The organism is Salmonella sp. NW884 (assembly GCF_051700745.1).
Lineage (GTDB): Bacteria > Pseudomonadota > Gammaproteobacteria > Enterobacterales > Enterobacteriaceae > Salmonella > Salmonella enterica.
Genome location: NZ_JAMMDE010000006.1, coordinates 220,903 through 233,769 on the forward strand (window position 1 = coordinate 220,903; position 12,867 = coordinate 233,769).

Annotated in this window: 11 protein-coding genes; 7 read left to right on the forward strand and 4 right to left on the reverse strand. The window is 55.8% G+C overall.

Annotated features, from left to right (window positions below):
* Positions 1–11: 11 nt before the first annotated feature.
* Positions 12–875, reverse strand: coding sequence for a YjjW family glycine radical enzyme activase (locus NA197_RS15315; RefSeq protein ID WP_001064947.1), 864 nt, complete (start codon positions 873–875; stop codon positions 12–14).
* Positions 847–2,397 (reverse strand): YjjI family glycine radical enzyme, encoded by a 1,551-nt coding sequence (locus NA197_RS15320; RefSeq protein ID WP_023209305.1) that lies wholly within the window; start codon positions 2,395–2,397, stop codon positions 847–849. Before NA197_RS15320 ends, NA197_RS15315 begins: the two co-directional genes overlap by 29 nt.
* Before the next feature lie 259 nt (positions 2,398–2,656).
* On the opposite strand from NA197_RS15320, the gene deoC reads away from it, so the two are divergent.
* The 5 genes from deoC to yjjJ all read left to right on the forward strand — a co-directional run bounded on the left by deoC (position 2,657) and on the right by yjjJ (position 8,593).
* The gene (gene deoC, locus NA197_RS15325) at positions 2,657–3,436 is read left to right on the forward strand and encodes a deoxyribose-phosphate aldolase (RefSeq protein ID WP_001519713.1); all 780 of its coding nucleotides are present in this window, start codon (positions 2,657–2,659) and stop codon (positions 3,434–3,436) included.
* Between the two features lie 123 nt (positions 3,437–3,559).
* Complete coding sequence (gene deoA, locus NA197_RS15330; RefSeq protein ID WP_000477838.1) at positions 3,560–4,882, forward strand: thymidine phosphorylase; 1,323 nt, start codon at positions 3,560–3,562, stop codon at positions 4,880–4,882.
* 51 nt (positions 4,883–4,933) lie between these two features.
* Positions 4,934–6,157, forward strand: a complete 1,224-nt coding sequence (gene deoB, locus NA197_RS15335; protein WP_000816454.1) for a phosphopentomutase — start codon at positions 4,934–4,936, stop codon at positions 6,155–6,157.
* A gap of 209 nt (positions 6,158–6,366) precedes the next feature.
* On the forward strand, positions 6,367–7,086 hold the full coding sequence (deoD, locus tag NA197_RS15340; RefSeq protein WP_000224865.1) for a purine-nucleoside phosphorylase: 720 nt from the start codon (positions 6,367–6,369) through the stop codon (positions 7,084–7,086).
* Positions 7,087–7,264: 178 nt separating this feature from the next.
* Positions 7,265–8,593, forward strand: coding sequence for a type II toxin-antitoxin system HipA family toxin YjjJ (gene yjjJ, locus NA197_RS15345; protein ID WP_023204489.1), 1,329 nt, complete (start codon positions 7,265–7,267; stop codon positions 8,591–8,593).
* 4 nt (positions 8,594–8,597) lie between these two features.
* Here the strand turns inward: yjjJ and lplA are convergent, their stop codons facing one another.
* Both lplA and NA197_RS15355 read right to left on the reverse strand, forming a co-directional pair.
* Positions 8,598–9,614 carry a lipoate--protein ligase LplA gene (lplA, locus tag NA197_RS15350; protein ID WP_023226895.1) on the reverse strand — a complete coding sequence of 339 codons (1,017 nt, stop codon included), beginning with the start codon at positions 9,612–9,614 and terminating at the stop codon, positions 8,598–8,600.
* A 33-nt stretch (positions 9,615–9,647) separates the two neighbouring features.
* Positions 9,648–10,292, reverse strand: coding sequence for a YtjB family periplasmic protein (locus NA197_RS15355; RefSeq protein ID WP_000090067.1), 645 nt, complete (start codon positions 10,290–10,292; stop codon positions 9,648–9,650).
* Between the two features lie 116 nt (positions 10,293–10,408).
* Between NA197_RS15355 and serB the strand changes: the two genes are divergently transcribed.
* Both serB and radA read left to right on the forward strand, forming a co-directional pair.
* Positions 10,409–11,377, forward strand: coding sequence for a phosphoserine phosphatase (serB, locus tag NA197_RS15360; protein WP_001132983.1), 969 nt, complete (start codon positions 10,409–10,411; stop codon positions 11,375–11,377).
* An 83-nt stretch (positions 11,378–11,460) separates the two neighbouring features.
* Complete coding sequence (radA, locus tag NA197_RS15365; RefSeq protein WP_001029710.1) at positions 11,461–12,843, forward strand: DNA repair protein RadA; 1,383 nt, start codon at positions 11,461–11,463, stop codon at positions 12,841–12,843.
* Positions 12,844–12,867 lie beyond the last annotated feature (24 nt).

Sequence of the window (12,867 nt, forward strand, 5' to 3'; positions counted from 1 at the left end):
GCAGGCGACGCTTACAAATATAGCGCCGGCAAAATCAGCTTCGCCACCCCACGCGCGCGCAATCCGTCAGCCAGCCGTTCCACCTCTTGCGGCGTCGCGCCTGGCCAGGCCTTCGCTTCGCCATAGACGCCATGCGCATGAAAGGCATTCAAACGCACCGGAACCTCGCCCAGCGAAGTAATAAACGCCGCCAGTGAATCAATATGCGCCGCATAGTCCACCTGATTCGGGATAACCAGCAACCGCAGCTCCGCCAGTTTTCCCCGCGCAGCAAGAAAGCGGATACTGTGCTTAATATGCGTGTTATCACGTCCGGTCAGACGGTGATGACACTCGCTCTTCCAGGCTTTCAGATCGAGCATTACGCCGTCGCAAACCGGCAGTAGTTTTTGCCAGCCGGTCTCGCTTAACTGACCATTACTGTCCACCAGACAGGTCAGCCGTTGTAACTGCGGATCGGCTTTGATCGCCGTAAATAGCGCCACAATAAATGGTAATTGCGTGGTCGCCTCTCCGCCGCTGACGGTAATACCTTCAATAAACAGCGATGCTTTACGAATATGACGCAGCACATCGTCAACGCTCATGGTCTGCGCCATTGGCGTTGCCTGCTGTGGGCACATTTTCAGGCAGGTATCGCACTGCTCGCAGACGTCCGACCGCCATACCACTTTCCCGCCATCAACGCTGAGGGCGTGATGCGGACACTGCGATACGCATTCCCCGCAGTCGTTACAGCGTCCCATCGTCCACGGGTTATGGCAATTCTTGCAGCGCAAATTGCAGCCCTGTAAGAATAATGCCAGGCGGCTGCCTGGCCCATCGACGCAGGAAAACGCAATGATCTTACTGACTAAAGCGCATCTGTTGTTCATGGCTGACTACGCGTGGCTGTCGTTCCAGGATGCGGGTATTACGTGCGGCTTCTTCTCCCAGCCAGGTGGTATTCGTGCGCGAGCCTTCGGCGCGAAATTTCGCCAGATCCGACAGGCGCACCATATAACCGGTGACGCGCACCAGATCGTTGCCGCTGACATTGGCAGTAAATTCCCGCATCCCGGCTTTGAACGCGCCAAGACAAAGCTGAACCAGCGCCTGCGGATTACGCTTGATGGTTTCGTCCAGCGTCAGAATGTCGCTGATCCCGGCATGGTAAAAGGCATGGTGCGGCGCGACGGTTTGCAAATGGGTGATAGGGTCCGGTTCATCGCCATACGGCAGACGCGCGCCCGGCGTAGTGCCAATATCGGAACTGATGCCAGACTGGGCATGGAGCAGCGCCCGTTGCTTCCAGCCATACTTCACTGGCGTATTTTCGACGAAATCCGCCAGTTGGGCGCTAATACGGTAGCCCAGCTCGTTCGCCGTTTCATTCTTGCCGTAACGGGCGGTCAGGCCCGCGTTTTCGCACAGCAGGTTCACGGCTTCCGCCAGCCCGTACATACCGAACATCGGCGCAAAACGTTCGGGATCGATCAAACCTTCCTGTACAAGAAAGCTATTCTCAAAGAAATGTGACTTTTCATAGAGGAATTCACATCGTGAATTAATGATGGCGATCTGCTGTCGGCAGTAGTGCGGTAGCGTGCGTGAAAAGAAGTCATCGACAGACGTACTGCGTTCTGCCACGGCTTTCAGGTTGAGACGTACCAGCGTACTGCCGCCGCCGCCAAGCGGTAGCGAGTTATAACAACTGACGATGCCATAATGGCCTTTTGTGAAAATTTTATCATTTACAGGGCCGTTGGAAATGTGTGGCTTACTGCATTCGCAAATGTTTTTGGCGACCTCCAGCAGCAGATCGTCCGGCGTAATTTCCGCATCGTAGATAAACGTCAGGTTAGGCGCCACCTGCTTTAGCTCGGCATCAGCGCGCAAAATCGCTCGTGTGACAGGCGTATCGGCAGGGCCAATATTGGCATGCATAAAGGCGTCTGGCAGCGTTCTGTCGAGATAACGCCAGAAACGTTTTATTCGAATATCGATCGCATCTTGTGTTAGAATTCTAACATACGGTTGCAGCAACGCATCAAGCTGGCCGAGATAAACCGGCATGGACGTCACGGAAGGAACGTGATGATACAGAATGGTGAGTAGGGATAACGCATCATCCAGATCTTTCGCGCCTTCCAGTTCCAGCCACTGTGAACCGTTAGCCAGAAATCGGGCGTAATCGGGCAACACGTAGCGCGGTTTGAAGGGGGCGTGCCCCTCAAACATATCGCAAATGACGCCTTCATCCAGCGCCTGGCGGGCATCTTCCGGCAGGGGGGGATAAGGCAGGGCGTTTTCAGCTTCCAGCGCCAGAAAATGGCGTTTTTGTTCAGGCGTGAGCACCGGGCTGGTCACAATTTGCTGGCAACGCTGCTGGAGCGCAGTTTCGCATGAGGCAGGCATCTTCGTTTCCTCTTTATGCCGGGACGATGCGCTATTGTAGAAAATGGCGGCAAACCGACTTTGATCCTGATGCGCTTATCGCTCGAAGAACAGGCGGTGACGGCGGGATAATTTGATTCAGATCTCATTACAGTAATGCAAATTTGTACGTAGTTTTCATTAACTGTGATGTATATCGAAGTGTAATCGCGAGTGAATGTTAGAATATTAACAGACTCGCAAGGTGAAATTTTATACGGCAATGCCGTTGGAGAATGTCATGACTGATTTAAAAGCAAGCAGCCTGCGTGCGCTCAAACTGATGGATCTGACCACTCTGAACGATGACGACACCAATGAAAAAGTGATCGCGTTGTGTCATCAGGCAAAAACCCCGGTCGGGAATACGGCGGCGATTTGTATTTACCCGCGTTTTATCCCGATTGCGCGTAAAACCCTCAAAGAACAAGGTACGCCGGACATCCGCATTGCAACGGTGACTAACTTCCCGCATGGCAATGATGACATCGATATTGCGCTGGCGGAAACCCGTGCGGCGATCGCCTACGGCGCTGACGAAGTGGACGTGGTATTCCCGTACCGCGCGTTGATCGCTGGTAACGAGCAGGTGGGTTTTGACCTGGTAAAAGCCTGTAAAGACGCTTGTGCCGCAGCGAACGTATTGCTGAAAGTGATCATTGAAACCGGCGAGCTGAAAGAAGAGGCGCTGATTCGTAAAGCCTCTGAAATCTCCATCAAAGCCGGTGCGGATTTCATCAAAACCTCTACCGGTAAAGTGCCGGTAAACGCTACGCCGGAAAGCGCGCGCATCATGATGGAAGTGATCCGCGACATGGGCGTTTCCAAAACCGTTGGCTTCAAACCGGCGGGCGGCGTACGTACGGCGGAAGACGCGCAGAAATTCCTCGCGATTGCAGACGAACTGTTTGGCGCTGACTGGGCAGATTCTCGTCACTACCGCTTTGGCGCATCCAGCCTGCTGGCAAGCCTGCTGAAAGCGCTGGGTCACGGCGACGGTAAGAGCGCCAGCAGCTACTAAGCTCTGATTTGCCGGATGGCGCTGCGCTTATCCGGCCTACAAATCCAGGCCTGTAGGCCGGATAAGGCGTTAACCGCCATCCGGCGATGTAAGCCTTCTACTCTTTTCCCTCAGGAGGGTACCGTGTTTCTCGCACAAGAAATTATTCGTAAAAAGCGTGATGGTCATGCGTTGAGTGACGAAGAAATTCGTTTCTTTATCAATGGTATTCGTGACAATACTATCTCTGAAGGGCAGATTGCCGCCCTGGCGATGACCATCTTCTTCCACGATATGACCATGCCGGAGCGTGTTTCGCTGACCATGGCGATGCGGGATTCCGGTACTGTCCTTGACTGGAAAAGCCTGAATCTCAATGGCCCGATTGTCGATAAGCATTCGACCGGCGGCGTAGGGGACGTGACGTCTCTGATGTTGGGGCCAATGGTAGCGGCCTGCGGCGGTTATGTGCCGATGATCTCCGGTCGCGGCCTCGGACATACCGGCGGTACGCTCGACAAACTGGAAGCGATCCCGGGCTTCGATATCTTCCCGGACGACAACCGTTTCCGCGAAATTATTCAAGACGTGGGTGTGGCGATTATTGGGCAAACCAGCTCGCTTGCACCGGCGGACAAACGTTTTTACGCCACCCGCGATATTACCGCGACGGTGGACTCTATTCCGCTGATCACCGGTTCCATCCTCGCCAAGAAACTGGCCGAAGGACTGGATGCGCTGGTAATGGACGTCAAAGTCGGCAGCGGCGCGTTTATGCCGACCTATGAACTTTCTGAAGCCCTTGCTGAAGCGATTGTCGGCGTGGCAAACGGCGCGGGAGTTCGCACTACGGCGTTGTTAACCGATATGAACCAGGTGCTGGCTTCGAGCGCCGGTAACGCGGTGGAAGTGCGTGAAGCCGTGCAGTTCCTGACCGGTGAATACCGCAATCCGCGCTTGTTTGACGTTACCATGGCGCTATGCGTGGAGATGCTGATCTCCGGCCAGCTGGCGAAAGACGACGCCGAAGCGCGTGCGAAATTACAGGCGGTTCTGGATAACGGTAAAGCGGCAGAAGTCTTTGGTCGTATGGTGGCCGCGCAGAAAGGGCCGAGCGATTTCGTTGAGAACTACGATAAATACCTGCCGACCGCCATGTTGAGCAAAGCGGTATATGCTGATACCGAAGGGTTTATCAGCGCAATGGATACGCGTGCGCTGGGGATGGCGGTCGTCTCGATGGGCGGCGGCCGTCGTCAGGCGTCTGATACCATTGATTACAGCGTTGGCTTTACCGACATGGCCCGTCTGGGCGACAGCATCGACGGGCAGCGCCCGCTGGCGGTGATTCATGCCAAAGACGAAGCCAGTTGGCAGGAAGCGGCGAAGGCCGTCAAAGCGGCAATTATCCTTGACGATAAAGCGCCAGCAAGCACACCTTCGGTCTATCGTCGAATTACTGAATAGTTGTATACTGATCTGATCAATTATTTTTGAAGCACTAAGTACGGAGAAGATATGAAACGTGCATTTATTATGGTGCTGGACTCATTCGGCATCGGCGCTACTGAAGACGCGGATCGTTTTGGCGACGTAGGTTCCGACACTCTGGGCCACATCGCAGAAGCTTGCGCCAAAGGCGAAGCTGACAATGGCCGTAAGGGCCCGTTGAATCTGCCTAACCTGACTCGTCTGGGGCTGGTGAAAGCGCATGAAGGCTCTACCGGTAAAATTGCCGCCGGCATGGACGGCAACGCGGACGTTATTGGCGCATACGCATGGGCGCACGAACTGTCCTCCGGCAAAGATACGCCGTCCGGCCACTGGGAAATCGCCGGCGTGCCGGTGCTGTTCGACTGGGGCTATTTCAGCGACCACGAAAACAGCTTCCCGCAGGAACTGCTGGATAAGCTGGTAAAACGCGCCAACCTGCCGGGCTATCTCGGTAACTGCCACTCTTCCGGTACGGTCATTCTGGACCAGCTCGGCGAAGAGCACATGAAAACCGGCAAGCCGATTTTTTACACCTCCGCTGACTCCGTGTTCCAGATTGCCTGCCACGAAGAGACCTTTGGCCTGGATAAACTCTACGAGCTGTGCGAAATCGCCCGTGAAGAGCTGACCGAAGGCGGCTACAACATTGGCCGCGTGATCGCGCGTCCGTTTATCGGCGACAAGGCCGGTAACTTCCAGCGTACCGGCAACCGTCACGACCTGGCCGTAGAACCGCCAGCGCCGACCGTGCTGCAGAAACTGGTCGATGAAAAACAGGGCCACGTGGTGTCCGTCGGTAAGATTGCCGACATCTACGCCAACTGCGGCATCACTAAGAAAGTGAAAGCGACCGGTCTGGACGCGCTGTTCGACGCGACCCTCAAAGAGATGAAAGAAGCGGGCGATAAAACCATCGTCTTCACTAACTTCGTCGACTTCGACTCTTCCTGGGGCCACCGTCGCGACATCGCGGGCTACGCCGCAGGTCTGGAGCTGTTTGACCGCCGTCTGCCGGAGCTGATGGAGCTGGTGGGGGAAGATGACATTCTGATCCTGACCGCTGACCACGGCTGTGACCCGAGCTGGACTGGTACTGACCATACCCGTGAGCACATTCCGGTGCTGATCTACGGTCCGAAAGTCAAACCGGGCTCTTTAGGTCACCGTGAAACCTTCGCGGATATCGGCCAGACGCTGGCGACCTACTTTGGCACATCGCCGATGGACTACGGTAAAAACATGCTGTGATACCCGTTGTCTTTCGCGCTGTAGATGCGTTGACTTCATTCGCTCACCCCGGTCACATAGTTAATCTATGCTCCCGGGGATTCACGAATTCGTCGCCTTCCTGCAACGCGAAATCCTTAGGGTATTTCACTGTTTTTACACACGTTTTGTAGGCCTGATAAGGCGTAGCCGCCATCAGGCAATAACAACAAATTTAAAGGGAACTGAAGATGGCAACTCCACATATTAATGCAGAAATGGGTGATTTCGCTGACGTCGTATTGATGCCGGGCGACCCGCTGCGCGCGAAGCACATTGCTGAGACTTTCCTCGAAGATGTTCGCGAAGTGAACAACGTTCGCGGCATGTTAGGTTTCACCGGGACTTACAAAGGCCGTAAGATCTCCGTGATGGGCCACGGTATGGGTATCCCGTCCTGCTCCATCTACACCAAAGAGCTGATCACCGATTTCGGCGTGAAGAAAATCATTCGCGTCGGCTCCTGCGGCGCTGTGCGCATGGACGTCAAACTGCGCGACGTGGTGATCGGTATGGGCGCCTGCACTGACTCCAAAGTGAACCGTATCCGTTTTAAAGATCATGACTTCGCGGCTATCGCTGACTTCGACATGGTGCGTAACGCGGTTGACGCGGCAAAAGCGCTGGGCGTAGACGCGCGCGTGGGCAACCTGTTCTCCGCAGACCTGTTCTATTCTCCGGACGGCGAAATGTTCGACGTGATGGAAAAATACGGCGTACTGGGCGTGGAGATGGAAGCGGCGGGCATCTACGGCGTTGCGGCTGAGTTTGGCGCGAAAGCGCTGACTATCTGCACCGTGTCCGACCACATCCGTACCCACGAGCAGACCACTGCCGCTGAACGTCAGACGACCTTCAACGACATGATCAAAATCGCGCTGGAATCCGTACTGCTGGGCGACCAGGAGTAAGCAGCAAATCGACCCGGACGAGGTGCGTCAAGGCCTGGTCCGGGTAATGCCAGCGTTATATCCACTCTCTTCTGATAATCTATTCATCTTTCCTCTCGCTCTTTCTTTGTTTGTATTGACAATCAAAGGGCTGTGTCCTTAAATCAATTCAAGTATCTATTCATTAATCTATTCATCTATGAGCGCATTAACCGATTTGCTCTTACAGGGGCCGAGTTCCGCCGCTGAATTAAGATCATCGCTGGCCGTTAGTCAGGCGACGTTCTCTCGTCTGGTTTCCGCGCATCAGGACGTCATCCAGTTTGGTAAAGCTCGTGCTACGCGCTACGCGCTTGTTCGGCCTGTTCGCGGCGTCGCGGCCTTTCCCCTCTGGCAGGTCAATGCACAAGGACAGGCCGCTAAGTTTGGCGTTCTTTATCCGTGTTGGCCTCAGGGGAGTTGCCTGGTTGCGCTTGATACAGGTGAATGGCAATGGTTTGACAGCCTGCCATGGTATCTGACCGATCTTAGGCCACAGGGATTCCTTGGGCGAGCTTGGGGAAGGGCCGTGGCTGGGTATGCGCATCTGCCTGATGACATCCGGTTGTGGCAAGAGGATGAAGTCCTGTATGCGCTGCGGGCGTATCAGGGTGAAAATGCGGGCGGCTGGATCGTGGGTGAGGAGAATTACCAGCGTTGGGTGACCGCGCCGGATGCGACGGCGATTACGCAGTCCGAAAAACTCAATCGCTATCAGCAGCTGGCGGAAGACGCGCTCGCAGGTGAGGTCATTGGCTCTTCAGCTGGTGGTGAGCAGCCTAAATTTGCCTGTTTTGCAGAAACAAGATGGGGCAATCAGAACGTACTGGTGAAATTCAGTGCGCGTGAAAGGAACGCCGTTTCTGAACGCTGGAGCGACCTCTTGATTGCCGAGTCCATCGCATTAGCCGTGCTTTCTGCCGCCAGCATCAACGCCAGCTTAGCCACGGCTATTTGCAGCGAGGGAGGACAGGTCTTTCTGGAAAGCATTCGCTTCGACTGCACCGGGATACGTGGTCGTCGGCAAATTGTTTCCCTGGAGGCGTTGCAAGGCGAGTATGCATCTTCGCCAGGCATCTGGCCGGTGGTCACGCATCGGCTTGCCGGGCAGGGCATTATAGATGCTGTTGCCCATCAGCAAATTGAGAAAATTTGGGCGTTTGGTCGGCTTATCGCCAACAGCGATATGCATGCGGGTAACCTCTCGTTTTATTACTCCGATGCCCCGATGGCGCTCGCGCCTGTCTATGATATGTTGCCGATGGCTTACGCTCCGGCGGCATCGGGCATGTTGCGCTACGCGCCTGTCGACATTCGTGTGGAGGCCACAATCGATAAGAAAGCGTGGGAATTTGCCTTGCCGTTGGCCGAGCGCTTTTGGGTGCTGGTCGCTGATGATAAACGCATCAGCGCGGGCTTTCAGGAGATTGCCCGCGCGATGGTGGGAAAATTGAAGTTAGCCGCGCAGACCATCGGGCGGCTGGCGTAGACGCTTAGCGTACAGCTTGAGCCATCCACGCAGCCAGTTCCCGCAGCTCACCTTTCTGAGCCGGGAATTCAGCAATTAAAGATTCGCAGGCCTGTTGCAGCACATCCGCGCGGTACAAACACCCTTGCAGCCGCTCGGCCAGCGCTTCCAGCGGTGCCGGGTTCAGGCTATCGGTAAACACCTGTGCGCGGGTAATCACACCTTTCTCGACGTCAAAATGCAACTCGACGCCGCCCCAGGTGAAACGTTCGTCCAGCAGATGGCTGAACGCCGGTGCCTGGCCGAAATTCCACTCCCAACTGCTCTGGCGCGCAAAGGTTTCGGCAAAATTCGGCAGATCCGGCGTTTTATCCGGTGAAATCACTTCCGCGTCGACGCGTTCGCCGTAATGGGCGAAAAAGGCTTCAGTGACCGCCTGGCAGACCTGTTCATGTGTGATACCCGGTATTAGCTCGGTAAGATTGGTCACGCGGGAGCGAACGGAGGTAATCCCTTTCGCCGCAAGTTTCTTTTTATCGGGATTCAGATAGTTCGCCAGGCGGCTGAGGTCGGCGTTCAACAGCAGCGTACCGTGATGGAAACCGCGATCTTTGGTTTCGCGATAGGCTGAACCGGAGACTTTGCGATCGCCGTCCGGCATTTTTACGACCAGATCGTTGCGTCCCGAAGCATCGGCCATGACCCCCAGCGAATTCAGCGCCGCGAGCACAATATGGGTGGAGATGGTTTTATCGTATTCCGGTTTACCGGCCATAAAGGTAAAGCAGGTATTACCGAGGTCATGGAATACCGCGCCGCCGCCGCTGCTACGGCGGGCCAGACGGACATTATCTTCTTCCATACGCCGCGTATTACACTCTTTCCACGGGTTTTGCGCGCGTCCAATGACCACCGTATCCGCGTTGCGCCACAGGAACAGCACGCGCTGGGTGGCGGGCATCTGGCGGAAAATGCACTCCTCGACCGCCAGGTTAAACCAGGGATCGTAAGAGTCAGAAATAAGCAGGCGTAATGTTGTCATAGTGGTTTTCCTTACCTTTATTAAGCCGTCATTTTACTCTTTTTCCTCACGTTCTTCCTCTTCCGGAACAGGCTTGCTGGCCGTTAGCAGGAAGGGCGACTGCTGCCAGCGGGTGCGTTTACCTTGTAGCAAGGTGCGCGTCAGCACCACGCCTATCGCCAGCGAGAGTAGCAGCATCAGACGTAGAATGTTGGTGGTGTTATCGACCTGCTTTGCTTCGGTGGCCAGCGTGTGGGTATCCAGCGTCAGACGCAGGTAGCCCAATGGGCCGTTTTTCCCCTGGATAGGCTCGACAATTTGTTGGTTAAAATAGCTGCCCGCTTTTTTGCCATCCAGCGCCAGCCTGTCGCGCACGTTGACGCTTTCACCAGCGCGAGTAATAAGATCGCCCTGTTCATCATAGACGCCGGCATCCAGAATTCGGCTCTCTTGCGTGAGCTGACGCAGCACGGCGTTGATGCGATTTTCATCCGGTGTTTCGCTGCGCATCAGCGGGGCGATGTTGAGCGTCACCTGGCGCGCCAGCGTGCGGGCCAGCTCTTCCAACTGCGGATTGCGCTGTCGCTGGTGGTTTTGACTAAACCAGGACGCGCCCTGCATGAGCGCGACGAGCAGTGTGAGACAGAACAATACAATGACTGCACGATGCAGCCGAAATTTCAGTTTTGCGCGAGCCATATTCCACCTGCTGAAAATTTGAGGCTTAATGTTGCCAGAAGCGATGGTTACAAGGTAGCCTCATGCGTTATTTTCCGCGGGGCGGTTACCGGCCTGAACGATTTACAGGAGCTTTAATGCCTAACATTACCTGGTGCGATCTGCCTGAAGATGTCTCTTTATGGCCTGGTTTGCCTCTTTCTTTAAGCGGCGACGAGGTGATGCCTCTGGATTACCATGCAGGCCGCAGCGGTTGGCTGTTGTATGGGCGCGGGCTGGATAAGCAGCGTTTAACTCAATATCAGACCAAACTGGGCGCCGCAATGGTGATTGTCGCCGCCTGGTGCGTGGAGGATTATCAGGTCATTCGTCTGGCGGGGTCGCTGACGCCGCGTGCGACGCGGCTGGCGCATGAGGCGCAGCTGGATGTCGCGCCGCTGGGTAAAATTCCGCATCTGCGCACACCGGGGCTGCTGGTCATGGATATGGATTCCACGGCGATCCAGATTGAGTGTATCGATGAAATCGCGAAGCTGGCCGGTACCGGTGAGAAGGTGGCTGAAGTGACGGAGCGCGCGATGCGCGGCGAGCTTGATTTTACCGCCAGCCTGCGCAGCCGCGTGGCGACGCTGAAAGGCGCGGATGCCGATATTTTGCGCCAGGTGCGCGGGAATCTGCCGCTAATGCCAGGATTAACGCAGTTGGTGCTAAAACTGGAAGCGCTTGGCTGGAAAATCGCTATCGCCTCCGGCGGCTTCACTTTCTTCGCCGACTATCTGCGTGACCAGCTACGCCTGACGGCGGCGGTCGCCAATGAGCTGGAGATCATGGACGGTAAATTTACCGGTCACGTTATCGGCGATATTGTGGATGCTGAGTATAAAGCCAATACCTTGCTTCGTCTGGCGCAAGAGCATGACATCCCGCTGGCGCAGACGGTGGCGATTGGCGACGGCGCTAACGATCTGCCAATGATCAAAGCGGCAGGGTTAGGTATTGCCTTCCATGCCAAGCCAAAAGTAAACGAAAAGACGGAGATTACGATCCGCCACGCTGACCTGATGGGCGTGTTTTGCATTCTCTCCGGCAGCATGAACCAGAAATGATTAACCTGCCCAATGGCAAGGCGACCGTAGGCCGGATAAGCGTCAGCGCCATCCGGCAACAGCGTTAACGAAAGAGGTAAAACGTGGCAAAAGCTCCCAAACGCGCCTTTGTTTGTAATGAATGTGGTGCCGATTACCCACGCTGGCAGGGGCAGTGCAGCGCCTGTCATGCCTGGAACACCATTACTGAGGTGCGCCTTGCCGCGTCGCCGACGGTGGCGCGTAACGAACGTCTGAGCGGATACGCCGGCAGTGCGGGCGTATCAAAAGTGCAGAAACTGTCTGACATCAGTCTTGAGGAACTGCCGCGCTTTTCTACCGGTTTTAAAGAGTTTGACCGCGTGCTGGGCGGCGGGGTGGTACCCGGCAGCGCCATTTTGATTGGCGGTAACCCCGGCGCGGGCAAATCAACGTTGCTGCTGCAAACGCTGTGCAAACTTGCCGAGCAGATGAAAACGCTGTACGTCACCGGCGAAGAGTCTCTACAGCAGGTGGCGATGCGCGCGCACCGTCTCGGCCTGCCGACCGCTAATCTGAATATGCTCTCCGAAACCAGCATCGAGCAGATCTGCCTGATAGCGGAAGAAGAACAGCCGAAGCTAATGGTGATCGACTCCATACAGGTGATGCATATGGCGGACATCCAGTCGTCGCCGGGCAGCGTCGCCCAGGTCCGCGAAACGGCAGCCTACCTGACGCGCTTCGCTAAAACGCGCGGCGTGGCGATCGTGATGGTCGGCCACGTCACCAAAGACGGGTCGCTGGCCGGGCCGAAAGTGCTGGAACACTGTATCGATTGCTCAGTATTGCTCGACGGCGACGCCGATTCTCGTTTCCGCACGCTGCGCAGCCACAAAAACCGCTTTGGCGCAGTCAATGAGCTGGGCGTCTTCGCTATGACCGAACAGGGGTTGCGCGAAGTGAGCAACCCGTCCGCCATCTTTTTAAGCCGCGGCGATGAGGTCACTTCCGGCAGCTCAGTGATGGTCGTCTGGGAAGGTACGCGACCGTTGCTGGTGGAGATTCAGGCGCTGGTCGATCACTCGATGATGGCGAACCCCAGACGCGTGGCGGTCGGTCTGGAACAAAACCGTCTGGCAATCCTGCTGGCGGTGCTGCACCGACACGGCGGTCTGCAAATGTCGGATCAGGACGTCTTCGTCAACGTGGTCGGCGGCGTGAAAGTCACCGAAACCAGCGCGGATCTGGCTTTACTGCTGGCGATGGTCTCCAGCCTGCGTGACAGGCCGTTGCCGCAGGATCTGGTGGTGTTTGGCGAAGTGGGGCTGGCAGGCGAGATTCGTCCGGTGCCGAGCGGGCAGGAGCGTATTTCCGAGGCGGCGAAACACGGTTTTCGTCGGGCGATTGTGCCTGCCGCCAACGTACCGAAAAAGCCGCCGGAAGGAATGCAGGTGTTCGGTGTTAAAAAGCTCGCAGATGCGTTAAGCGTGTTTGACGACTTATAATTCTCTGTATGTAGTGATGTTGTA